This window comes from Marinimicrobium hydrolyticum, assembly GCF_030848505.1.
In the GTDB taxonomy this organism is placed as follows: Bacteria; Pseudomonadota; Gammaproteobacteria; order Pseudomonadales; family Cellvibrionaceae; genus JAVDDU01.
Genome location: NZ_JAVDDU010000004.1, coordinates 298,509 through 320,970, shown reverse-complemented (window position 1 = coordinate 320,970; position 22,462 = coordinate 298,509). Strand labels below are relative to the sequence as shown.

Here is a 22,462-nt window from a genome sequence, read left to right as displayed (position 1 = left end):
GCGCCTTAAAGGCGCATGGGCATAACCACGTAAAGGGAGTCGCCGTTTTCCGGCTCTTCAAGAAGAGCACTGCTGTTGGCGTCAGAGAGCGTTATCTTGATCTTGTCGTTTGTAATCACATTAGCCACATCCATCAGGTAACTGACGTTGAAGCCTACCTCAAGAGCATCTCCGCTGTAATCCACGGAAACCGTCTCTTCCGCCTCTTCCTGCTCGGGGTTATTGGCGACCATCGTCAAGGTGCCCTCCCCCAGGAGTAACCGAACGCCGCGGTACTTCTCGTTGGACAAGATGGATGTACGGGCGAACGCCTGTTTCAACTCACTGCGGTCGCCAAATATCACTTTGTTACCGCCTCGTGGTAATACTCGCTCGTAGTCGGGGAATTTTCCGTCCACCAGTTTAGAGGTAAAGGTGTAGTCACCTGTCCCCAACCGAATATGATTAGCGCTCAGGCTAACATCAACGCCCTTCTCCGAATCCTCCAGTAAGCGAGACAATTCCAGCACACCTTTGCGGGGCAGGATTGCCTGCACTGTGTCCTGAGTATCCACAATCATGGGCCGGGTGCACATCGCCATGCGGTGCCCATCAGTAGCCACAACACGTAAGTGATCTGGCCGCACCTCCCACAACATACCATTCAGGTAATAGCGCACGTCCTGTTGGGCCATAGCGAACGCGGTACGCTCAATCAGGCGTTTAATCTCTTGTTGAGCGCAGCTAAATTGCAGATCGCTTGGGCCGTCTTCCACGTTAGGGAAGTCCGCTGCGGGAAGCGTGGAAAGCGTAAAGCGACTACGGCCGCTTTTGACCAACATTCTCTGTTCGTCTTGAATGAACTCGATATTGGAGCCTTCCGGCAGAGACTTACAAATATCCAGCAACTTGCGCGCCGGTAAGGTCAATTCGCCGGATTCCCCGGGCAATGGCAGCTGCAAGCGTCCGACGATTTCAACTTCCAAATCTGTGCCGGTAAGCGCCAACTGATCATCGTTCAACACCATGAGAACATTGGACAGCACCGGCAGCGTTTGGCGGCGCTCCACCACACCGGACACCAACTGAAGGGGCTTAAGCAAAGCTTCGCGGGAAACGACAAATTTCATGAGAGAGTCTCTTTGGTAAAGGTTCCTGTTTGAGCACCGGACTGTGCTCTAATGGTAATCCGTTTTGGTGCTTAAGTGGTGAGAGATCGCAGCAAATTCTTCATATCTTCGCGAATATCGGCGTCTTCTTCCTGCATTTGCTTAATTTTCCGACACGCGTGCAAGACCGTGGTGTGGTCGCGGCCACCGAAGGCTTCACCAATTTCCGGCAGACTGTGGTTGGTTAGCTCCTTCGCCAAAGCCATGGCGACTTGCCTCGGCCGGGCTACGGAACGACTGCGCCGCTTGGACAACATGTCGTTCATCTTAATCTTGTAGTACTCCCCCACCACGCGCTGGATATTATCAATGCCTACCTGCTTGTCCTGCAAGGCAAGCAGATCTTTCAGCGCCTCACGCACCAGATCCACATCCATGGGCCGCCCAGTAAACTGAGCATTGGCGATAACGCGCTTAAGTGCACCCTCGAGCTCGCGCACATTAGAGCGAATCCGTTGGGCGATGAAGAACGCGGCTTCCGGGGGTAAATCAGCGCCCACCTGCTCCGCCTTCTTCATTAATATGGCCACCCGGGTTTCCAGCTCAGGGGGCTCCACCGCAACCGTTAAACCCCACCCGAAGCGGGATTTCAACCGCTCTTCCAAGCCGTTGATTTCCTTGGGGTAGCGATCGCAGGTCAGGATAATTTGTTGGCCACCCTCAAGGAGCGAGTTAAAGGTGTGGAAAAACTCTTCCTGAGAACGCTCTTTACCGGCAAAGAACTGAATGTCATCAATTAACAACGCATCAACAGAACGGTAATAGCGCTTGAAGTCATTGATGGCGTTCAACTGCAACGCCTTTACCATATCGGCGACAAAGCGCTCCGAATGCAGGTAAATAACTTTGGCGTTGGGGTTCTTATTGACCATCTCATTACCCACGGCCTGCATCAGGTGGGTTTTGCCCAGACCGACACCACCATATATAAAGAGGGGGTTGTACGAGCCACCAGGATTCTCGGCTACCTGCCGGGAGGCGGCCAAGCCGAGCTGGTTGGATTTGCCTTCTACAAAACTGGCGAAACTGAACGAGCGGTTGAGGTTATTGCGGTGTTTTAGCGCCCCTTCCACTTCCACTATTTGTTGGGGAGGCTGGGCAGGGGGTGATTGAACAGCAGGAGCACCGGAGTGCATTGACTCTCGGTACGGCTCAGACTCGATGCGCTGATCTCTCCCTTGGTGAGCGTTGGCCTCCTCCCTCTCTATAGCTTGAGGCGTGAATGCGGGTCGAGCAGACTTGCCCGTCCCTACCACCACATTTAAGGCGTTATCAGCTTGAAAGCTTTCGACCAACTCCCGAATACGATGTAAGAACTTCTCATTCACCCAATCACATACAAATCGATTGGGTGCGAGCAAACGCAGCTCTCCCGGTTGCGCTGAATCGTCAATTTGTAGGGGTCGAATCCACGTATTGAACTGCTGGGACGGCAGCTCATCCTGTAGGCTCGACGCGCACAATTTCCATACTGACTGCGGCAACACCAGGTCCTCCATCGTTATTCTTAAAAACGCCGCCTAGTGTACCCTTACCTTTCACAGTTATCCACAGTTGAACGGAAAAATAATTTAGATACAAAACGCATTAAATTCAATAGCTTATAAATGAAGATACTTGACTTTTACCCACAAAACTCGACCGGAAAACTGAGTGTTTTTTAATCAGTAATTGTGCATAAACCTGTGGACAACATATTTGTAACTTGGTGACAAGCCGGTATCTGGCACGAATTGCCGAAATCACGCCTTAACCGGTAGAAAACGATTGATTTACCCGGCCACTTTCTTTAGAATCCCGCCTCTTTTCACACTCAGTGTGAAGCCCAATTCGTGTATTTGAACGGCAGGTTAGCCCCATGAAAAGAACATTTCAGCCCAGCATTTTGAAGCGCAAACGTGCTCATGGTTTCCGCGCCCGGATGGCCACCAAAAATGGCCGCGCCGTTTTGGCTCGTCGTCGCGCTAAAGGTCGCAAGCAGCTCGCTGTTTGATAGCCTCGCCATGCCCCTTTCAAGTTGCTAGAGTTAAGTGGCCAGCCTAGCCTTTGGTAAATCGCTCCGACTGCTTACCTCTAGCGACTTTAAGGTGGTGTTCGACAATGCCCCCTTCCGCGCTTCTCACAATCATTTTTTGATTCTCGCCCGCTTCAACCAGTTAGACCGACCCCGGTTGGGTTTAATTATCGGAAAGAAGCATGTACGCCTCGCCCATGAACGAAATCGACTGAAGCGGCATATCCGGGAAACTTTTCGTTTGCGGCAACAATCTCTGTGTGGCTTAGATGTTATTGTAATAGCCCGAAAAGGGATGGATGAGCTGAGCAACCCGCAACTGAACCATCAGCTCAACCAGCAGTGGCAACGAATCGAACGCCGGGCCGACAAAGAACGCCCTGGCATTCCGGCTCAAGGTGAATAGCTATGCGCTGGCTCGCAATCAAATTGATTCACATTTATCGCTACCTACTCAGTCCCTGGGTGGGAAATCAATGCCGCTTTTACCCCACCTGTTCCCACTATGCGGAAGAAGCGCTCGAAACCCACGGGTTTTGGAAAGGGGCTTATCTAACCGTGCGCCGGCTATTAAAATGCCACCCCTGGCACAGCGGTGGTATCGACTTAGTACCCGACACGACCTCGCACTCAACTCACTCTGATGGCAGCAAATAAAATGGATTGGCAAAAAACCATGTTAATCGCGGCTATGTGCGCCGTAGTCTTCACACTGATTATCCGCTGGACTGACTTCCAGGAAACAGTGGCACCGGCGGAACGTCTGCCAGCCGCAGAACGCCGCGCTACTTCCCCGTCACCGGAGCGGGAACTGCCCGATGTTACTGACAGCGGCGTGAGCGAGTTGCCCACCGCTCCCGATGAACAACTTGATGTACCGGAGCAAGACATTGATCTAGGTGCCGCTTACGCCCGCACTGTTAGCGTAACTACCGATACTCTCGAGGTGGATATCGATCTGCGCGGTGGCGACATTGTCTACTTGGCGTTACCGCAACACCACGCCAAGCTAAATCGACCCGACGTGCCCTTTGTCATGCTCAATGACAGCGACTTTCAAACCTATGTATCCCAAAGTGGCTTGGTCGGTCGCAATGGAACCGATACCCGGGAAGGTCGGCCGGTGTTTAATGCCGAAGCTACCGAATACCGTTTAGAAGAGGGTGAAGACCAACTGCAAGTGGATCTCACCCTGAATCAAAACGGCGTGGATATTACCAAGCGTTTTATCTTCACTCGTGGCGATTACTTGGTTGACGTGGTTTATCTGATTGATAACCAAACCGATCAACCTTGGCAAGCGAGCTTGTACGGCCAAATCAAAAGAGACAGTTCCGAAGCCGGCGACGGCCCTGGTGGCCTCTTTGCCCTCAACCCCTATCTCGGTGCCGCCCTCACCACAGCGGATACTCGTTACAAGCGCATCAGCTTCAGTGACATGCGCGACGGCGGCTTCCAAACCACCCACGAAGGTGGCTGGGTCGCCATGATTCAACACTACTTTGTCAGTGCCTGGGTGCCCAGCCCTGACGCTACCCACAACTATCATTTGCGCCAGTTGGGTAATCAGGATATGTACCTGATGGGGTTCACCAGTCCCAGCACCCGAATCGGCCCCGGCGAGCAAGGCACGATCAGCGCCAGCTTCTATTCAGGTCCTAAATACACCCACCGTTTGGCGGAGATTTCCCCTTATTTGGATCTGACCGTGGATTACGGTTGGTTGTGGTGGTTGGCCAAACCCTTGTTCACTATCCTCAACTGGATTCACGGCTTCCTGGGCAACTGGGGACTTGCAATTATTGCTTTAACAATAGTTATTAAGGCAGCATTCTTTAAGCTATCCGCCACCAGCTACCGGTCCATGGCCAAGATGCGCAAGTTAAGTCCCATGATGGCCGAGCTGAAAGAGCGCTATGGTGACGACCGCCAGAAGATGTCCCAGGAGCTGATGAAGCTTTATAAAAAGGAAAAAGTGAACCCATTGGGCGGCTGTTTACCCATTCTGGTACAGATGCCGGTGTTCCTCGCCCTGTACTGGGTACTGATGGAAAGTGTTGAACTGCGCCATGCGCCTTTCTTCCTGTGGATTCAGGATCTCTCGGTGCGTGACCCCTACTTCGTCCTGCCCCTGTTGATGGGTCTGACCATGTTTATTCAGTTCAAATTGAACCCGACGCCTCCGGATCCGACACAAGCGAAGATCATGCAGATGATGCCAATTGTGTTTACCTTCCTGTTCCTGTTCTTCCCCGCGGGGCTGGTACTGTACTGGGTAACCAACAACGCGCTGTCCATCGCTCAGCAGTATGTGATTACCCGGAATATTGAAAACGAAGGGAAGCCAAAAACCACTTAGGTGAACACCGTTTGAAGCCAATGTCCCTAGACACCATTGCCGCCGTCGCCACCGCTCCGGGGCGCGGCGGCGTTGGCATTGTCCGAGTGTCCGGACCCGGAGTACCAGAATTGTGTCTGCCCCTGGTAGGACAAACCCTTAAGCCGCGTCACGCGCATTACTGCGACTTTCTGGATAAAAGCGGACAAGTTCTAGACCAGGGCATTGCGCTCTACTTTCCCTCCCCCAACTCATTTACCGGCGAAGACGTACTGGAGCTCCAGGGTCACGGCGGTCCTGTTATTCTCGACCTACTACTGCAACACCTCACGCAGTTGGGCGTCCGCCTGGCACGGCCAGGTGAATTCTCAGAACGAGCATTCCTGAATGACAAGCTCGATTTAGCCCAAGCGGAAGCCATCGCTGATCTGATTGACGCCGGTACTGAACAAGCGGCCCGCAACGCATTGCGCTCACTGCAAGGCGCTTTCTCGGTTCGTATTCAGGAGCTGGTGGAAGCGCTCATACAACTGCGCATCTATGTAGAAGCGGCCATCGACTTCCCCGAAGAGGAAATCGATTTTCTGACCGACGGTAAAGTCGCAACCGATCTGGCGGAAATAAAACAACGTTTGAATGAAGTGTTCGCTGAAGCCCGTCAGGGCGTGCTTATGCGTGACGGTATGCATGTGGTGATCGCCGGTCGCCCCAACGCCGGCAAATCCAGCTTGCTGAACGCCCTCAGTGGCCGCGACAGTGCCATTGTGACCAGCATCGAGGGCACCACCCGCGACTTGGTGCGTGAACACATTCATATCGACGGCATGCCACTGCACATAATCGACACCGCGGGCTTACGGGACAGCCCCGATGAAGTGGAGAAAATTGGTATTGCTCGCGCCTGGGAAGAGATCCAACGGGCCGACCGGCTGTTGTTGTTAGTCGATGGCCGGGAAACCGAGTCCCTTGATCCAGCCGAAGTTTGGCCAGAGTTCGTTAACCGGTTTCCCTCCGACAAGATCACTCTGGTGCGCAACAAAATCGACCTAACCGGTGAACCCGCGGGTATCCGATCAGAAACCCACCCGGTCTGTATCGGTTTATCAACCGTTACCAGCGAAGGCTTAGAAGCGCTAAAAACCCATCTGAAACAACTCATGGGTTACGACAATCAGAGCCAAGGGGGCTTCACCGCCCGTCGCCGTCATCTGGATGCTCTGGAGCGCGCCAGCATCAGCCTGGATGCTGGCCAAGCGCAACTGCAGTCACACGCGGCGGGAGAGCTCCTAGCCGAAGACCTGCGCCAAGCTCAGGAGGCCCTGAGCGAAATTACCGGGCAATTTACCTCCGATGATCTGCTGGGCCGAATCTTTGGCAGCTTCTGCATCGGGAAGTAAAAACCCTTAAAAGCCCGAACCCGGCTGCTTTAAAAACTCCACCTCCTCAGGCGTTGACGGCCTCCCCAACAGGGCGTTGCGGTGTGGATAACGCCTAAACCTCTCAATAATCGCCCGGTGTTTTAGTTCAAACTCCAGGTTATCTTCCAGACCCGGCGCACTGAATAATTCCACCGCCAGGTCGTGAATACGCAGAGACTCACTGTGCATGAAAGGCATATAGAGAAAACTCAACTGATCGGGCCTAAGCGACTGATCAGCGCCCGCCGCTATGGCTTCCTGCGCTAAAGCGAGCCCTAGAGCATCGTTCTCGAAAGCCCGCGCCGTGCCCCGATGAATGTTTCGGGAAAATTGGTCTAAAACAAGCACTTCCGCCAAGCGCCCGCGTGGCTTTTTCCGCCAACTGTAGTGCTCGCAAGCCGCCACTTCCTCCAACAAAGACCCAAACCGTCGAGCGATTACCCGGTCAATGTACGCGTCTTTTTTAAACCATTGAGCTGGTTTTAGCTCTGAAAACCAGAAATGCAGCACTGTTTCTATCATTTTTACCCTTCTCCTTTATTCCCTCGGCCTGGTTTAGGGGTACCATTTTCCGCTCATGTGTACAAACTTATCCACACATTGCAGCGGGCATGCGACGTCACTTAGGACACTTATCCACATTTATTCACAGGTTTATACTCTAAATTCCTGTTTTACTTAAAAAATTTATTTTTCTGTGCCTAAGTGTGTGTTTTGATACCGTATAACTTCGGGACAGAAATGTGGATAAGTTGTCGTTTGAGACCTTTTTGTATAACTCGGCATTCTGTCCGCAGCTTACCGGCAGCTTGCGTTCAGCTTGAACACCCTTGAAGTACCCACTTACTATGTCTGTAAGGCATTGAAAAATATAAACAAATTAGACTTATCCAACGATTTTTGCGCCTATATACTTAATAACAACATCATTCTTTACATACATTAAATAAACTAATTTATTAATTCGTTTGTATACACAAAAAACTCTAAAAACTCGCTTGCGCAACTTTTGTACAAATGGATCTTCTGACCCTATAATGCTCGCCCTTTCGGGATTAGGGCCTCAGCTCGCTTTTTGCAGTCGCTGGGCAACCACCTGAACACTGACGGTTTTGAGACAACACCATGAACTATCCGGAACGCTTCGATGTAATCGTGATTGGCGGCGGCCACGCCGGCACCGAGGCGTGCCTGGCGTCAGCGCGAATGGGCTGTCGAACGCTGTTGCTGACCCATAACATCGACACCTTGGGCCAGATGTCCTGCAATCCCGCTATTGGCGGCATCGGCAAAAGCCATTTGGTGAAGGAAATTGATGCTCTGGGTGGCGCCATGGCGTTGGCGACAGACCACGCCGGCATCCAGTTTCGAGTACTCAATTCCCGCAAAGGTCCGGCTGTCCGGGCTACTCGAGCACAAGCGGATCGGGCTCTGTACAAAGCGGCCATCCGGAGCGTATTGGAATCACAACCCAACCTGTGGATTTTCCAACAGGCTGCTGACGATCTGATCGTTGAAGGCAACCGCGTGACCGGTGTTGTGACTCAAATGGGGCTGAAGTTTCATGCGCCTTCGGTGGTGCTGACCACGGGCACTTTTTTGGGTGGCCGGATTCACATCGGCCTGGAAAACCACGCAGGTGGCCGCGCGGGCGACCCACCAGCACAAGCGCTGGCGCAACGACTACGAGAGTTGCCGCTGCGCGTGGATCGGTTGAAAACTGGCACGCCCCCACGCATTGACGCCAAAAGTGTCGATTTTAGTGAGTTGCAGGAACAATGGGGCGATGAGCCCCGGCCGGTGATGTCGGTGCACGGCAGCCAGGATCTGCATCCACGCCAAGTGTGCTGCTGGGTGACCCACACCAACGAACAGACTCATGATGTCATTCGCGGCGGCCTGGATCGATCACCCATGTATTCCGGCGTCATCGAAGGGGTTGGGCCCCGTTATTGCCCATCCATTGAAGACAAAATTCACCGGTTTGCCGACAAAAGCTCTCATCAGGTGTTTATCGAGCCCGAGGGATTAAACACCGCGGAGCTGTACCCTAACGGTATATCCACTAGCTTGCCGTTCGACGTGCAAATTGCCCTGGTGCGGTCCATCAAGGGCTTTGAAAATGCCCATATCACCCGCCCGGGCTACGCCATCGAATACGACTTTTTTAACCCGCAGGATTTGCAGTACAACCTGGAAACCAAGGCCATTGAAGGGCTTTTCTTTGCTGGGCAAATTAATGGCACCACCGGTTACGAAGAGGCTGGCGCCCAAGGTCTATTGGCGGGCGTAAACGCGGCACTGCGCGTGCAGGAAAAAGAGCCCTGGTGTCCTCGCCGTGATCAGGCTTACCTGGGTGTATTGGTCGATGATCTGATTACCCACGGTACCAGTGAACCCTACCGTATGTTTACCAGCCGCGCGGAATACCGGCTGTTGCTGCGCGAAGACAATGCGGACTTGCGCCTTACCGAACAGGGTCGAAACCTAGGCTTGATTGCCGACGATCACTGGCGAACTTTTTGTGAACAGCGCGAGGCTATAGCCCAGGAACAGCAGCGTTTGAAAAGCACCTGGGTACAAGCCGGGTCGCCGGAAGCGCTACAGTTGGAAAACAAGATGGAGGCCAAGCTCAGCCGGGAATACAACCTGTTCGAGCTGCTTAAGCGTCCAGAACTGACGTACAGTGATGTAGCGCCCTTGAAAGGGGTAGCCGTGCAGGATCTTCGCGTAGCCCAGCAGATTGAAATTGACGCCAAATACTCCGGCTATATCGACCGCCAGCAGGGTGAAATCGATCGGCTGAGAGCTTATGAGGAAACGGCCATTCCCGACGACTTTGACTTTTCCCGAGTCGAGGGTTTGTCCAACGAGGTCAAACAGAAACTAACGGAAGCGCGACCGGCGACCTTGGCCAGGGCGTCAAGAGTCCCCGGTGTCACTCCGGCGGCGGTGTCACTACTGCTCATTTTCTTGAAAAAACGGGGTCTTTTGCGCCAGAAGACCAGCCGCGCGTCATGAGTGATCCGGTAGAAGCACTCCGGCCCGCCTTGGAAGCGGGCGCTGCCGAAATGGGCTTGGCACTCACCGAGTTGCAGCTAGATCAACTGTTGATCTACTTGGCTGAGCTGGATAAGTGGAATCACGCTTACAATTTGTCGGCTGTTCGGGATGTACGCGCCATGGTCAGCCGACACCTGTTGGACAGTTTAAGCGTCCTTCAAACGTTACGAGAGCTCAACCCCGCGTCTGCAATCGACGTGGGTACCGGCGGCGGCCTTCCGGGCATTCCCTTGGCGATTATGCTCCCCGAATGCCAATTTACCCTGCTCGACAGTGCGGGCAAAAAAACCCGGTTTCTGTTTCATGTTGTCACCAAACTGGGTTTGGAGAATGTGCGCGTAGAGAACCGTCGGGTCGAGTCGTTTCAACCCAAGACCTTGTACCCTGTAGTGCTGAGTCGGGCCTTTGCCAGTCTCGCGGACATGACGTCCAATTGCTTCCATCTGCTGGCGCCTAAAGGCGTGTTTCTTGCCATGAAAGGCCAATATCCGGCCCAGGAGCTTGCGGAAATCGAGGCCACCTATAGAATAGTAAGTACCCACAAACTAAACGTTCCGGAAACCGAGGGCGAGCGTCACCTGGTTGTTTTGCAGCCGCTCGAACGAGCTTAAATCCCGTCCCGCACTTGTCGCAGCTTCTTAAGTGACACACAATAGCGGGCTCCTCAATGCACCGGCGACGGCAGAAGGATAATAACTTTGACCCGAATTTACGCGGTTGCCAACCAGAAAGGCGGGGTTGGCAAAACCACCACCTGTGTCAATCTGGCTGCCTCCCTGGTGGCCACCAAAAAACGTGTGCTGTTGGTGGATCTGGATCCCCAGGGCAACGCCACCATGGGCAGTGGTGTGGATAAAAGCGAGTTGGACAAAACCGTCTACGACGTTTTAACTCAGAGGGCTGGCGTTAAAGATTGCCTGGCCATTTCCGAGGCCGGGAAATACCACCTGTTGCCCGCCAACGGCGACCTGACCGCCGCGGAAGTGGAAATGCTGCATTTGGACGGCAAAGAAAAGTTGCTGCACAAGGCGCTTACCGAGGTCAATGGCGACTACGACTACATTATTATCGACTGCCCGCCGTCCTTGAATATGCTCACGGTCAACGCCCTCGCCGCGTGCAATGGCGTGATAATCCCCATGCAGTGTGAATACTACGCTCTGGAGGGTTTGACGGCGCTGATGAATACTTTGGAAGGCATCCGTGAACGGGTGAATCCAGAGCTGAAAATCGAAGGGCTCTTGCGCACCATGTACGACCCGCGCAACAGCTTGACCAACGACGTCTCAGCGCAGCTGACCCAACACTTTGGTGACAAGGTGTACCGTACCTGCGTGCCGCGCAATGTGCGTTTGGCGGAAGCGCCCAGTTTTGGCGAGCCAGTGCTCAGCTATGATCGCCAGTCCAAGGGCGCCATCGCTTACTTAGCGCTGGCCGGAGAAATTCTTCGTCGCAACGAATTACAAACCAAGGCAGCCGCGGCTGCTGAATAACGATTTTTACTGACTAGGTCCAGAAGATGGCGGGAAAGCGCAAAGGTTTAGGGAAAGGCTTGGATGCATTGCTGGGGGCGGGTGCCGTACCCCGAACGCCAGACCCTATGGCGAGTCCGGAAGAGATTGAATCCGCTGTGGAGGATGGCCGTCTGGCGCAATTGCCCGTAGAGCTGGTACAGCGCGGGCGCTACCAGCCCCGGCGGGATATGCATCAGGAAGCTTTGGAAGAGCTGGCCTCGTCTATTCGCGCCCAAGGCGTGATGCAGCCCATTGTGGTGCGTCCCATCGGCGACGACCGATACGAAATCATTGCCGGTGAGCGCCGTTGGCGCGCCTCCCAGTTGGCGGGCTTGGACAAGATCCCCGCGGTCATTCGCGACGTGCCGGATGAAGCCGCCATCGCCATGGCGCTGATCGAGAATATTCAGCGCGAAGATTTAAATCCCATCGAAGAGGCTATGGCGCTCAAGCGATTGCAGGATGAATTTGAGCTCACCCATCAGGAAGTGGCACAGGCGGTGGGAAAATCCCGCACGACTGTCACCAACCTCCTGCGTTTGATTGCATTGAGCGACGAAGTGAAAACTCTGCTCGAGCACGGTGATTTGGAAATGGGTCACGCCCGAGCATTGCTCACACTGGAACCACTGGAGCAACGGGACATAGCCCGGCAAATTGTCGCCAAAGGTTTGTCGGTGCGCCAGACGGAAACACTGGTACGCAACTATCAGGAGCGCAAGAACAAGCCGGAGATCAATACCCCGGAAGCACCCTCTGCGGACATCCGTCATTTGGAAGAAGATCTCTCCCAAAAATTGGGTGCGGGTGTGTCCATTCAGCACACCGCCAAGGGCAAGGGAAAGCTTGTGATTAACTACAATAACCTGGATGAATTAGACGGCATCCTCGCCCACATCCGCTAAGGAGTCGCTCAAAAGCGACTTTGAAGTGATTACTCACGTTTGATCGAGCGATTCCCAACGCCTTGCGGTTGAAGCCAAGCGTCAATATCCCTATAATGCTGCGGCCTTTCGCTGGGAAGTCGTCGCCAAGTGGCCAAACTCCCAAACATTGGCAAAGCACCAAGGTGCCATGCTCCTCGAGAATCGTTGGTGCGCTACATTGCGCCAGAGTGAGCAAGTATCTTGGCTGAAACTCCCCAAGGATTTGGGTGCCGGGTTACAGACGAGCTCTTAGAGGCATGCTGAATTGTGAAGGGGTTGCGCAAATCCTCCCAAGCTAGGCCTTTACCTCGACCAGCATTATGGCACCTGAGCCTGTTTCAATGTGCACTCTGGCTTTTGGCAGTGGCCGTTTTTGCCCTGCTCTGGCCCGATTACACCTTAAGTATAGTGTGGGCAGGTCTCATTACTATCTTGGCGCAAGGCTACTGGATCTGGCGTACGTTGCGCGGCTTTGGTGACTCAGAAAGCAAAAGTTATTTGGCGGGCGCCACTAGCGGAATGATTGGCAAGTGGGTCATTTTGGCGGTTGGCCTGGTGTTGTTGTGGCGAAGCCACCCGGACGTCTCCGTTGCAGCCTCTATGGTGACGGTATTTGCGTTAAACACCCTGGCTGCTCTGGCAGCACCGATTTTAATTTCACGACTACGCTGAGGCGTGACAACAAGGTATTTCGAACTCATGGCAGCAGGTGAATACGATACCGCAGGGGATTATATTAATCACCACTTGGTGAACCTTACCTATGGGAGGCTGCCGGAGGGCGCTGAGCATTGTTACGGTGGCGGCACTGTCGAAACCACTCACTGGGCTTTTGCCGGTTGCGCCGCAGAGGCCGAAGCCATGGGTTTTATGGCGTTCCATGTGGATAGCCTGATGTGGGCATTCGGTCTTGGCGCGCTGACCATGTTTTTGCTTTACCGCGCTGCTAAAAAAGCCTCCCCCGGCACACCGGGTCGCTTCCAGGGTTTTATCGAAATGATTGTCGAGTTTGTCGGCAACACCACCAAAGAAGTTTTCCATGGCCGTACCGGCGCGATCGCACCCATTGCCCTGACGATATTTACCTGGGTATTCATGATGAACCTCATGAAACTGGTGCCGGTCGATCTGATTCCCTTTCCGCTGGAATTGTGGTTTGGGGTCGAATTCCAAAAAATCGCCGCCACTACCGATCCCAATGTCACCCTCGGTATGGCTACCTACGTGTTGATGATGATGATTTTCTTCTCCATCAAGGTAAAGGGCTGGGGATTTCTTAAAGAACTTTCTTTCACGCCGTTTAATACCTGGTTACTGATTCCGGTAAACCTGTTGTTGGAAATCGTCGGTCTGATCGCTAAACCCATCAGCCTTGGCTTGCGTTTGTTCGGCAACATGTTCGCCGGGGAAGTCATCTTCTTGCTGATTGCTGCTCTGTTCGGTGCTGGGCTGTTCTTCCTGCCGTTAGCGGCGGGGCTGCAAGTTGCTTGGGCCATCTTCCATATTCTGGTGATCGTGCTGCAGGCCTTCATCTTCATGGTACTGACCATTGTTTACTTGGCCATGGCCCACGAGGATCACTGATAAAAACGGGGTGTCAATCAGCACCCCGGAAACATTTTGTACAACCTTTAACCACTGTAACTTGAAACTGACGTAAGTCTAGGAGAAACGTATGATCTTTATCGCCGTCGCAATTATTCTGGCTGCTGCTGCCCTGGGTGCCGCTTTTGGCATGTCTTTGCTGGGTAGTAAGTTGCTTGAAACTTCCGCCCGTCAGCCCGAGCTGGCTCCTGCACTACAAACCAAGTTCTTCATTATTGCGGGTCTGGTAGAAGCGATTCCGATCATGGGTGTTGGTATTTCCCTGATCCTTATCTTCGTTGTTGCTTAATCACGCCTGCGCCCATTGGGCACAAAGTTAGGGCAACCCAACAAGAGATGAGGTAAAGCCGTGAATTTTAATTTGACCTTTGTCGGACAAATCATCGCCTTTGCCATCTTCGTTTGGTTTTGTACCAAATTCGTTTGGCCGCCACTTTTGGCGGCCATCGAAGATCGGCGCAAGATCATTGCCGATGGTTTGATGTCGGCTGATCGGGCGAGCAAAGATCTAGAGCTCGCTCAGGAACGCGCCACCAAAATCATTCGTGAAGCAAAGCAAGAAGCTTCCGGCATCGTGGATGCGGCCAATAAGCGCGCGGCGAAGATCGTCGACGAAGCAAAAGAAAAAGGCCGGGTTGAAGCTGAGCGCATCAAGATTGCCGCGCAAGCGGAAATCAATCAGGAATTGGATCGCGCCAAAGAGCAGCTTCGCTCGCAAGTCTCCACCCTGGCACTTGCCGGAGCGGCGAAGGTGTTGGAAGCGTCTGTTGACGAGTCCGCTCACAAAGCCATGCTCGACAAACTGGCAGTCAATCTATAAGCGAGGTGATCTGTGGCTGAATTGAGTACGCTCGCTAGACCTTACGCCAGGGCCGCGTTTTCTTACGCGCGCGATGCCAAAAAGCTAGACGACTGGGGCCGGCAATTGGCCGTGCTGGCAAGTGTCTATCAGCATGAAAAAGTGCGCAGTCTTATCGCTTCTCCATCGCTGACAGCCAGTGCTCAGGCTAAAGTGGTTACGGATGTTTGCGGCAAAGAGGTCAGCAAGCCGGTAGGCAATTTTGTAGAACTGCTGGCGGAAAACAAGCGCTTGCCGTTGTTGCCGGAAATCAGTCGCCTTTTTGATCAGCTTAAGCTTGGTCACGAGAAAGCAGTGGATGTTGAGCTCACCACTGCCATGGCGCTGGACGAAAGCACCGAGAAAAAACTGGCAAAAGCTCTGACAGAAAAACTGGCTCGTAAGGTGAACATTCATACGGTAGTCGACCAAAGCCTGATGGCTGGGGCGATTATCAAAGCGGGTGATTTAGTCATCGATGGCTCAATGCGCGGTCGGTTAGAAAAACTCGCCAAAGCAATCAATTCGTAGGATTGAGGAACAAAGCATGCAGCAGCTGAATCCATCCGAGATTAGCGAAGTTATTAAGAAGCGCATTGATCAACTCGATGTGTCTGCCGAAGCCCGCCAAGTGGGTACAGTGGTTTCCGTTTCCGACGGTATCGTGCGCATCCACGGTCTTATGGACGTGATGTACGGCGAAATGATCGAGTTTGAAGGTAGTCGCTTCGGCATCGCCCTAAACCTGGAACGCGACTCTGTTGGCGCGGTACTGTTGGGCGATCAGTTGGGTGTGGCAGAAGGTCAAAGCTGTAAGCGCACCGCCCGGATTCTTGAAGTGCCAGTAGGTCCCGAACTGGAAGGCCGAGTGATCGACGCTCTGGGTAACCCCATTGACGGTAAAGGCGCTATTAAGACCACGCAAACCGATGCCATTGAAAAAGTGGCGCCCGGTGTTATTTGGCGTCAATCGGTAGACCAGCCGGTACAGATTGGTCTGAAAGCGGTTGACTCCATGGTACCCATCGGTCGCGGTCAGCGTGAGCTGATTATTGGTGACCGTCAGATTGGTAAGACCGCCATTGCCGTAGATGCGATCATTAACCAGAAAAACTCTGGTATTAAATGTATCTACGTGGCTGTAGGTCAAAAAGCCTCTTCCGTTGCCGCCGTTGTTCGCAAGCTGGAAGAGCATGGTGCCATGGACCACACCGTTGTGGTTGCGGCGACCGCTGCTGATCCAGCCGCCATGCAGTACCTGGCACCTTTTGCCGGCTGTACCATTGGTGAGTACTACCGTGACCGCGGTGAAGACGCGCTGATTATTTATGATGACTTGACCAAGCAAGCTTGGGCATACCGGCAAATCTCTCTGTTGCTGCGTCGTCCCCCCGGCCGTGAAGCCTATCCTGGTGACGTCTTCTACTTGCACTCTCGCCTGTTGGAGCGCGCCTCTCGAGTGAGCGTGGACTACGTCGAGAAATTTACCGAAGGTAAAGTGAAAGGCAAAACCGGTTCTCTGACCGCCCTGCCCTTGATCGAAACCCAGGCGGGTGACGTATCGGCCTTCGTACCCACCAACGTGATCTCCATTACCGATGGTCAGATCTTTTTGGAAACCTCGATGTTCAACTCGGGCGTTCGCCCGGCCATGAACGCCGGTGTTTCCGTATCGCGTGTGGGTGGTTCGGCACAGACCAAAATCATCAAGAAGCTCTCCGGTGGTATCCGTACCGCACTGGCTCAGTACCGTGAACTGGCCGCCTTCTCTCAGTTCGCCTCTGATCTGGACGAAGCCACCAAGGCTCAGTTGGATCACGGTGAGCGTGTGACTGAGTTGATGAAGCAACAACAGTACTCACCCATGACTGTCGCGCAGATGGCTTTGATGCTCTATTGCGCCAACGAAGGCTACTTGAAGGATGTAGAAGTAAACGACGTCCTGAAGTTCGAGAAAGACCTGTTGGCCTTTGCTGAGCATGAAGCCAAAGACATGATGGACAGCATCAACGAGACAGGTGACTGGAATAAGGACTTGGAAGCCCGCTTTAAAGAGCTGGTGGAAAACTTCAAAAGCCAGAACGGGTAAGACGGTGGTGCGCTCTCGCGCACCCCAACAAAACGCTTGAGGGCCTTTTAGTATGGCAGGCGCAAAAGAAATTCGAACGCAGATTTCGAGCATCAAAAGTACGCAGAAAATTACCAGCGCCATGGAAATGGTGGCGGCCAGTAAGATGCGTCGTGCTCAAGAGCGGATGGAAGTGGGTAAGCCCTACGCCACTCGTATTCGGAAGGTGGTTGGCCACATTGCCAACGCCAATCCCGAGTATCAGCACAAGTACCTCGAATCGCGTGAAGTTGAGCGTGTCGGCTACATCCTTGTGTCCACAGACCGCGGTTTGTGTGGTGGTTTGAACATCAATCTGTTCAAGCAAGCCATCAAGGCGATGAAAGGCTGGTCTGACGCCAAGGTTGAGGTTGATCTCTGTCTGATCGGAGCCAAAGCAGCCGCGTTTTTTAACAGTTTCGGCGGCAACGTAGTGGCGACTACGCGCGATGTGGGTGAGGCGCCCTCGCTGGAAGACCTGATCGGCAGCGTAAAGGTTATGCTCGACGGTTATTCCGAAGGCAAAATTGACCGACTGTATCTGGTGAGCAACGAGTTTGTGAACACCATGACGCAGGTGCCCAGCATCAAGCAGCTCCTGCCCCTTGAAGCCGAACCCAACGAAAAATTGAAGCATAACTGGGACTATATCTATGAGCCCAGCGCACAAGATCTGTTGGAAGGGCTTTTGATTCGTTATATCGAATCTCAGGTGTACCAAGCGGTGGTTGAAAACGCCGCTTGTGAACAGGCAGCGCGCATGGTGGCCATGAAGAGTGCTACCGACAACGCTGGTGACCTGATTGATGGTTTGCAGTTGGTATACAACAAGGCACGCCAGGCCGCGATCACCCAAGAGTTGTCAGAAATTGTCGGTGGTGCGGCTGCAGTTTCGTCCTAAGCCGGCGCCGAAACATTGATTTTGAGTTAAATCCTTCAGGTAGAAGCCGATTGATCGGCCTGATCTGAAACCAAGAGGAAGCGGAAATGAGTAGCGGACGTATCGTACAAATTATCGGCGCCGTTATCGACGTGGAGTTCCCGCGCGATGCTGTACCGAAAATCTATCATGCACTGATCGTGACCGAGAGTAACCTTACTCTGGAAGTGCAGCAGCAATTGGGCGATGGCGTGGTACGTACCATTGCGCTCGGCGCCTCAGAAGGTTTAAGCCGTGGCCTGGAAGTCAGCAATACCCAGGAGCCGATTAAAGTCCCCGTGGGTACCAAAACCCTGGGCCGGATCATGAACGTTCTGGGCGAGCCCATCGACGAAGCGGGCGAGATCGGCGAAGAAGAGCGCATGCAGATTCACCGCCAAGCTCCAGCTTACGAAGAACTGGCCGCTTCCAACGAGCTGCTCGAAACCGGCATCAAGGTTATCGACTTGGTTTGTCCGTTCGCTAAGGGCGGTAAGGTCGGTCTGTTCGGTGGTGCCGGTGTGGGCAAAACCGTAAACATGATGGAGTTGATCAACAACATCGCCAAAGAGCACAGCGGTTTGTCCGTGTTCGCCGGTGTGGGCGAGCGGACTCGTGAAGGTAACGACTTCTACCACGAAATGACCGACTCCAAGGTTGTGGATAAAGTGGCCATGGTTTACGGCCAGATGAACGAGCCGCCGGGTAACCGTCTGCGTGTAGCCCTGACCGGCCTCACCATGGCTGAGAAATTCCGCGACGAAGGTAAAGACGTACTGTTGTTTATCGACAACATCTACCGTTACACCCTGGCCGGTACCGAAGTATCTGCACTGCTAGGCCGTATGCCTTCAGCGGTGGGTTATCAGCCGACTCTGGCGGAAGAGATGGGCGTACTGCAAGAACGCATTACCTCCACCAAAACTGGTTCTATCACCTCCGTTCAGGCGGTATACGTACCGGCGGATGACTTGACTGACCCGTCGCCCGCGACCACCTTTGCTCACTTGGACTCCACCGTGGTACTGAGCCGGGATATTGCCTCCAAAGGTATTTACCCCGCGATTGACCCGCTGGACTCTACTTCCCGTCAGCTGGATCCGCTGATCATCGGTGAAGAACACTACAGCGTCGCCCGTGGCGTACAGACCGTACTGCAGCGCTATAAAGAGCTGAAAGACATTATCGCCATTTTGGGTATGGACGAGCTGTCTGAAGAAGACAAGCTCACCGTGGCTCGCGCTCGTAAAATTGAGCGCTTCTTGTCCCAGCCGTTCCACGTGGCCGAAGTGTTTACCGGTTCACCCGGTAAGTACGTATCTTTGAAGGACACCATCAAGGGCTTCCAGGGTATTCTGGACGGTGAGTACGACTCTCTGCCAGAACAGGCCTTCTATATGGTCGGCACCATCGACGAAGCGATTGAAAAGGCCAACAAGGCTAAGTAAGTCTTTCGCCGGGTGACTTAGTCACCCGGCGATAACACCGAGGTTAAGATTATGGCTATGACGGTCCACTGCGATATCGTCAGTGCAGAGCAGGAAATATTCTCCGGCCTGGTGGAGATGGTGGTCGCGCCCGGTATCGAAGGCCCACTGGGTGTTATATACGGACATTCGCCTCTGCTTACCGAGCTTGAGCCTGGCCCCATCCGGGTCAAAAAGCACGGTGGTGAAGAGGAGATTTACTACGTCTCCGGTGGCTACCTTGAGGTTCAGCCTTACCACGTCACGGTATTGGCCGACACCGCTTTGCGAGCCGGTGATATGGACGAAGCCGCTGCACTCCAGGCACAGGAAGATGCCAAAAAAGCCCTGGCGAACCAGTCCAGTGAGTTTGATTATTCTCGCGCCGCTATTCAGCTGGCCGAGGCTTCAGCGCAGTTGCGTACATTGCAATCCATTCGCAAGAAGCTGGGCAGCAATAAGTAGCTCCGCTCGGACACCGCGTTCACGAATGTTCCATCAAAGGGTAGCCTAGCTACCCTTTTTTGGTTCAGACTATCGGCTTTTGTGTTTAAAGAAAGGGATTGTTGAAAATATCTTTTGCCCTCTAGCGGCATAGATTTGTGCACCCAGAACACCTTGCAGGTGCCTTTCTTCAGCCACTTTCACCGACCCGTTATGGCAGCTAAGTTGAAGGAGCCGACACCACTATGAGTTTTCCCCTGGATATTGTCATTCTCGCCGCCGGTAAAGGCACGCGTATGCGCTCGGACCTGCCCAAGGTCCTACACCCCATCGGCGGTCGCCCACTGCTACAGCACGTCATCGACACGGCGCGGGAATTGGGTGCCGGCCAACTCCTGACCGTTATTGGTCATGGGGCGGAACAGGTAGAACAACGCCTGACCGGTGAAGACATCAAATACGTCCTTCAGACTGAACAACTGGGCACCGGCCACGCTGTTCAACAAGCCCTACCCTTCTTGCGCGACAACGCGCGAGTGCTGATTCTTTATGGCGATGTTCCACTCACTCGGGCAACCACATTGGAGCGCCTGGTGGCGGCCGTGAACGACCAGCAGATGGCCCTGCTCACCATGACCTTGCCGAATCCAACCGGTTACGGACGAATCATCCGTGACCAACAGGGACACGTGGAAGCCATTGTCGAACAAAAAGATGCCACTGAAGACCAGTTGCGCATCACGGAAATCAATACCGGAATTCTCGCCGCCACCGCTCAGCAGCTACGCGATTGGCTGCCACAGCTCAGTAACGACAACGCCCAGGGCGAATACTATCTTACCGATTTGATTGCCATGGCCCGCAACAGCGGTGTTGGCATTCATGTTGAGCAGCCCGAGCGGGTTGAGGAAGTCGAAGGCATTAACAACCGCCAGCAACAGGCCGCGCTAGAGCGTTTCTTTCAACGGCAACAAGCTGACGCCTTAATGGTCGAGGGTGTCACCTTGATGGACCCTACCCGCTTTGATTGCCGTGGGACCTTGCACGCCGGTCGAGATGTGGTGATCGACATCAACTGCGTGTTTGAAGGCGAAGTAACGCTTGCTGATGGTGTTCAGATAGGTCCGAACTGTCTGTTGAAGAATTGCACCATCGGCGCCGGCACTCGAATAGAAGCCAACAGTATTATCGAAGAGGCCCAGGTAGAAGCCAGTTGCACCATCGGTCCTTTCGCCCGCCTGCGTCCGGGCACACACTTGGCCGAAGGCGCCAAGATCGGCAACTTCGTGGAAACCAAAAAGGCTCGTATCGGCGCCGGCAGTAAAGTTAATCACCTCAGCTACATCGGCGACACCACCATGGGTTCCGGGGTCAACATCGGCGCTGGCACCATCACCTGCAATTACGACGGGGTGAACAAATACCAGACCGAAATCGAGGATGATGTCTTTGTCGGCTCCAATACCGCTTTGGTCGCCCCTGTGAAACTGGGCAAAGGTAGCACCGTAGGCGCCGGGTCAGTGGTTACCCGCGCAGTGGCTGACGGTGAACTGTCCATTGCTCGCGGAAAACAGCGCAATATTCAGGGATGGCAAAGACCCAAGAAAAAATAGCCCGTTCGAGCCCTTTTGCGCAAGGGCTCTGATTCGGCTTGTTGCGTGAAAACTCGCTAGTCTTCCCGGGAATTTATATTGCTGGCCCCGGAAGTGTGTTGCTTAATTTGGGGCCTACCCGCGTAGTGAACAGAGGAGGCGCCGCTGGCTCTTACCTCCAACGATTCGATCACGCCAATGTCGGCGTTTGATGCGCCACTGGCTTTGATTCTTGCCTGTATCGCATCCAAACCGCGGCCAAAGTATTTGCTCGCGCCGCTAAGGTCGATACTCAGTTCGTCCAACGTGGATGCGCCTTTGAGCTCCACCTTAGAGGCCCCTGAAGCGGACAGCGTTAGTCGCTTGAGATGAGCGTCATTGACTACCGCTTGGGTCGCGCCAGATAGCTCCAAAGCCAGCTGTTCATACTCCAAACGCTCAAACTGGATCTGGCTGGCACCGCTGGCATCCAAGCTCAGGCTTTGGCCTTGCAGAGCGCCGACAGCGGCGTGTGCTGCGCCTCTCAGTTGCAACCCTGACAGTTCCTGTACCTGAACCACAAATTTGATGTCGTCATCGGAGCCGAACCAGTTGAATAGCCTACCCGTCTTTCTCCTAACCCCAAGAATCAAGCGATCGCCTTTGACATCAACGGTCACGCGCTCCAATACGTCGGCCGTGCCCAGAGCTTGGAGTGATTCCGTTGCCCCCTGTTGGATTTCGATTCTGGCGGCGTGACCGACTTCAATATAGCGAATATTCTCTATGGCGTATGACTGGCTCAGCTCCTCTGCCACAGCGCTGGTTGGCGCCAGCAGACATAGACAGATTATTAACAGCGATCGAATTTTCATGGCTTTCTACCTTGAAGGTTGTCTGATTGGTGCCGGAATCCGGCGCCGCGCTTCTCTAGTGACTTATCCTAGATACAGCGTTAGACGGGACGAAACACCGCTTTGGATTCACCTTCAGGTAAATATTTCGTACTTCACATCGACGACAGACACTAAACTCTCTGTCCATTAGAAAAATAATTGTGAACCCTGAATCCAAAGTGCAGTGACTGCACG

Annotated in this window: 23 protein-coding genes; 19 read left to right on the top strand and 4 right to left on the bottom strand. The window is 53.6% G+C overall.

Going from position 1 to position 22,462, the window contains the following annotated elements; genetic code table 11:
* Positions 1-5: 5 nt before the first annotated feature.
* Positions 6-1,109, bottom strand: a complete 1,104-nt coding sequence (gene dnaN, locus RBH33_RS10030) for a DNA polymerase III subunit beta (protein WP_306732043.1) — start codon at positions 1,107-1,109, stop codon at positions 6-8.
* A gap of 71 nt (positions 1,110-1,180) precedes the next feature.
* The gene (gene dnaA / locus RBH33_RS10025; RefSeq protein WP_306732042.1) at positions 1,181-2,647 is read right to left on the bottom strand and encodes a chromosomal replication initiator protein DnaA; all 1,467 of its coding nucleotides are present in this window, start codon (positions 2,645-2,647) and stop codon (positions 1,181-1,183) included.
* A gap of 359 nt (positions 2,648-3,006) precedes the next feature.
* Here dnaA and rpmH point away from each other — a divergent pair, with 359 nt between their 5' ends.
* The 5 genes from rpmH to mnmE are packed head-to-tail and all read left to right on the top strand — an operon-like array spanning position 3,007 to position 6,897.
* The gene (gene rpmH / locus RBH33_RS10020; protein WP_306732041.1) at positions 3,007-3,141 is read left to right on the top strand and encodes a 50S ribosomal protein L34; all 135 of its coding nucleotides are present in this window, start codon (positions 3,007-3,009) and stop codon (positions 3,139-3,141) included.
* A gap of 37 nt (positions 3,142-3,178) precedes the next feature.
* A complete protein-coding gene (gene rnpA, locus RBH33_RS10015; protein ID WP_306732040.1) occupies positions 3,179-3,568 on the top strand; it encodes a ribonuclease P protein component in 390 nt (129 codons plus the stop codon).
* A 2-nt stretch (positions 3,569-3,570) separates the two neighbouring features.
* Positions 3,571-3,819: a membrane protein insertion efficiency factor YidD gene (yidD, locus tag RBH33_RS10010; protein ID WP_306732039.1), complete on the top strand. Its 249-nt coding sequence runs from the start codon at positions 3,571-3,573 to the stop codon at positions 3,817-3,819.
* A 1-nt stretch (position 3,820) separates the two neighbouring features.
* Complete coding sequence (gene yidC, locus RBH33_RS10005; RefSeq protein ID WP_306732038.1) at positions 3,821-5,521, top strand: membrane protein insertase YidC; 1,701 nt, start codon at positions 3,821-3,823, stop codon at positions 5,519-5,521.
* A 20-nt stretch (positions 5,522-5,541) separates the two neighbouring features.
* A complete protein-coding gene (gene mnmE / locus RBH33_RS10000) occupies positions 5,542-6,897 on the top strand; it encodes a tRNA uridine-5-carboxymethylaminomethyl(34) synthesis GTPase MnmE (protein WP_306732131.1) in 1,356 nt (451 codons plus the stop codon).
* A 6-nt stretch (positions 6,898-6,903) separates the two neighbouring features.
* On the opposite strand, the gene RBH33_RS09995 is transcribed toward mnmE, so the two are convergent.
* The gene (locus RBH33_RS09995; protein WP_306732037.1) at positions 6,904-7,440 is read right to left on the bottom strand and encodes a DUF924 family protein; all 537 of its coding nucleotides are present in this window, start codon (positions 7,438-7,440) and stop codon (positions 6,904-6,906) included.
* A 603-nt stretch (positions 7,441-8,043) separates the two neighbouring features.
* Here RBH33_RS09995 and mnmG point away from each other — a divergent pair.
* The 14 genes from mnmG to glmU all read left to right on the top strand — a co-directional run bounded on the left by mnmG (position 8,044) and on the right by glmU (position 21,413).
* Complete coding sequence (mnmG, locus tag RBH33_RS09990; RefSeq protein ID WP_306732036.1) at positions 8,044-9,939, top strand: tRNA uridine-5-carboxymethylaminomethyl(34) synthesis enzyme MnmG; 1,896 nt, start codon at positions 8,044-8,046, stop codon at positions 9,937-9,939.
* Positions 9,936-10,592 (top strand): 16S rRNA (guanine(527)-N(7))-methyltransferase RsmG, encoded by a 657-nt coding sequence (gene rsmG / locus RBH33_RS09985; RefSeq protein ID WP_306732035.1) that lies wholly within the window; start codon positions 9,936-9,938, stop codon positions 10,590-10,592. Before mnmG ends, rsmG begins: the two co-directional genes overlap by 4 nt.
* A gap of 87 nt (positions 10,593-10,679) precedes the next feature.
* Positions 10,680-11,474: a ParA family protein gene (locus RBH33_RS09980; protein WP_306732034.1), complete on the top strand. Its 795-nt coding sequence runs from the start codon at positions 10,680-10,682 to the stop codon at positions 11,472-11,474.
* Between the two features lie 26 nt (positions 11,475-11,500).
* A complete protein-coding gene (locus tag RBH33_RS09975) occupies positions 11,501-12,400 on the top strand; it encodes a ParB/RepB/Spo0J family partition protein (RefSeq protein WP_306732033.1) in 900 nt (299 codons plus the stop codon).
* Between the two features lie 384 nt (positions 12,401-12,784).
* On the top strand, positions 12,785-13,093 hold the full coding sequence (locus RBH33_RS09970) for a hypothetical protein (protein WP_306732032.1): 309 nt from the start codon (positions 12,785-12,787) through the stop codon (positions 13,091-13,093).
* Between the two features lie 27 nt (positions 13,094-13,120).
* Positions 13,121-14,005, top strand: a complete 885-nt coding sequence (atpB, locus tag RBH33_RS09965) for a F0F1 ATP synthase subunit A (RefSeq protein WP_306732031.1) — start codon at positions 13,121-13,123, stop codon at positions 14,003-14,005.
* 91 nt (positions 14,006-14,096) lie between these two features.
* On the top strand, positions 14,097-14,315 hold the full coding sequence (gene atpE, locus RBH33_RS09960) for a F0F1 ATP synthase subunit C (RefSeq protein ID WP_306732030.1): 219 nt from the start codon (positions 14,097-14,099) through the stop codon (positions 14,313-14,315).
* Between the two features lie 60 nt (positions 14,316-14,375).
* Complete coding sequence (locus tag RBH33_RS09955) at positions 14,376-14,846, top strand: F0F1 ATP synthase subunit B (protein ID WP_306732029.1); 471 nt, start codon at positions 14,376-14,378, stop codon at positions 14,844-14,846.
* A 12-nt stretch (positions 14,847-14,858) separates the two neighbouring features.
* Positions 14,859-15,395 (top strand): F0F1 ATP synthase subunit delta, encoded by a 537-nt coding sequence (locus tag RBH33_RS09950; protein ID WP_306732028.1) that lies wholly within the window; start codon positions 14,859-14,861, stop codon positions 15,393-15,395.
* Between the two features lie 16 nt (positions 15,396-15,411).
* A complete protein-coding gene (atpA, locus tag RBH33_RS09945) occupies positions 15,412-16,953 on the top strand; it encodes a F0F1 ATP synthase subunit alpha (protein WP_306732027.1) in 1,542 nt (513 codons plus the stop codon).
* Between the two features lie 52 nt (positions 16,954-17,005).
* The gene (gene atpG / locus RBH33_RS09940; RefSeq protein WP_306732026.1) at positions 17,006-17,872 is read left to right on the top strand and encodes a F0F1 ATP synthase subunit gamma; all 867 of its coding nucleotides are present in this window, start codon (positions 17,006-17,008) and stop codon (positions 17,870-17,872) included.
* Between the two features lie 86 nt (positions 17,873-17,958).
* On the top strand, positions 17,959-19,338 hold the full coding sequence (gene atpD, locus RBH33_RS09935) for a F0F1 ATP synthase subunit beta (protein WP_306732025.1): 1,380 nt from the start codon (positions 17,959-17,961) through the stop codon (positions 19,336-19,338).
* A 51-nt stretch (positions 19,339-19,389) separates the two neighbouring features.
* Entirely contained in the window at positions 19,390-19,821 is a 432-nt protein-coding gene (locus RBH33_RS09930; protein ID WP_306732024.1) for a F0F1 ATP synthase subunit epsilon, read from the top strand.
* 224 nt (positions 19,822-20,045) lie between these two features.
* Entirely contained in the window at positions 20,046-21,413 is a 1,368-nt protein-coding gene (glmU, locus tag RBH33_RS09925; protein WP_306732023.1) for a bifunctional UDP-N-acetylglucosamine diphosphorylase/glucosamine-1-phosphate N-acetyltransferase GlmU, read from the top strand.
* 56 nt (positions 21,414-21,469) lie between these two features.
* Here the strand turns inward: glmU and RBH33_RS09920 are convergent, their stop codons facing one another.
* Positions 21,470-22,246, bottom strand: a complete 777-nt coding sequence (locus RBH33_RS09920; RefSeq protein WP_306732022.1) for a GIN domain-containing protein — start codon at positions 22,244-22,246, stop codon at positions 21,470-21,472.
* Between the last annotated feature and the right edge of the window lie 216 nt (positions 22,247-22,462).

Bases quoted from the DNA above. Each gene is read 5' to 3' on its own strand.
- atpG (WP_306732026.1), top strand. From the start codon at position 17,006: ATGGCAGGCGCAAAAGAAATTCGAACGCAGATTTCGAGCATCAAAAGT.
- atpE (WP_306732030.1), top strand. From the start codon at position 14,097: ATGATCTTTATCGCCGTCGCAATTATTCTGGCTGCTGCTGCCCTGGGT.
- dnaN (WP_306732043.1), bottom strand. From the start codon at position 1,109: ATGAAATTTGTCGTTTCCCGCGAAGCTTTGCTTAAGCCCCTTCAGTTG.
- RBH33_RS09930 (WP_306732024.1), top strand. From the start codon at position 19,390: ATGGCTATGACGGTCCACTGCGATATCGTCAGTGCAGAGCAGGAAATA.
- RBH33_RS09975 (WP_306732033.1), top strand. From the start codon at position 11,501: ATGGCGGGAAAGCGCAAAGGTTTAGGGAAAGGCTTGGATGCATTGCTG.
- mnmE (WP_306732131.1), top strand. From the start codon at position 5,542: ATGTCCCTAGACACCATTGCCGCCGTCGCCACCGCTCCGGGGCGCGGC.
- dnaA (WP_306732042.1), bottom strand. From the start codon at position 2,647: ATGGAGGACCTGGTGTTGCCGCAGTCAGTATGGAAATTGTGCGCGTCG.
- RBH33_RS09995 (WP_306732037.1), bottom strand. From the start codon at position 7,440: ATGATAGAAACAGTGCTGCATTTCTGGTTTTCAGAGCTAAAACCAGCT.
- rsmG (WP_306732035.1), top strand. From the start codon at position 9,936: ATGAGTGATCCGGTAGAAGCACTCCGGCCCGCCTTGGAAGCGGGCGCT.
- atpD (WP_306732025.1), top strand. From the start codon at position 17,959: ATGAGTAGCGGACGTATCGTACAAATTATCGGCGCCGTTATCGACGTG.
- mnmG (WP_306732036.1), top strand. From the start codon at position 8,044: ATGAACTATCCGGAACGCTTCGATGTAATCGTGATTGGCGGCGGCCAC.
- rpmH (WP_306732041.1), top strand. From the start codon at position 3,007: ATGAAAAGAACATTTCAGCCCAGCATTTTGAAGCGCAAACGTGCTCAT.
- glmU (WP_306732023.1), top strand. From the start codon at position 20,046: ATGAGTTTTCCCCTGGATATTGTCATTCTCGCCGCCGGTAAAGGCACG.
- yidC (WP_306732038.1), top strand. From the start codon at position 3,821: ATGGATTGGCAAAAAACCATGTTAATCGCGGCTATGTGCGCCGTAGTC.
- RBH33_RS09920 (WP_306732022.1), bottom strand. From the start codon at position 22,246: ATGAAAATTCGATCGCTGTTAATAATCTGTCTATGTCTGCTGGCGCCA.
- yidD (WP_306732039.1), top strand. From the start codon at position 3,571: ATGCGCTGGCTCGCAATCAAATTGATTCACATTTATCGCTACCTACTC.
- atpA (WP_306732027.1), top strand. From the start codon at position 15,412: ATGCAGCAGCTGAATCCATCCGAGATTAGCGAAGTTATTAAGAAGCGC.
- atpB (WP_306732031.1), top strand. From the start codon at position 13,121: ATGGCAGCAGGTGAATACGATACCGCAGGGGATTATATTAATCACCAC.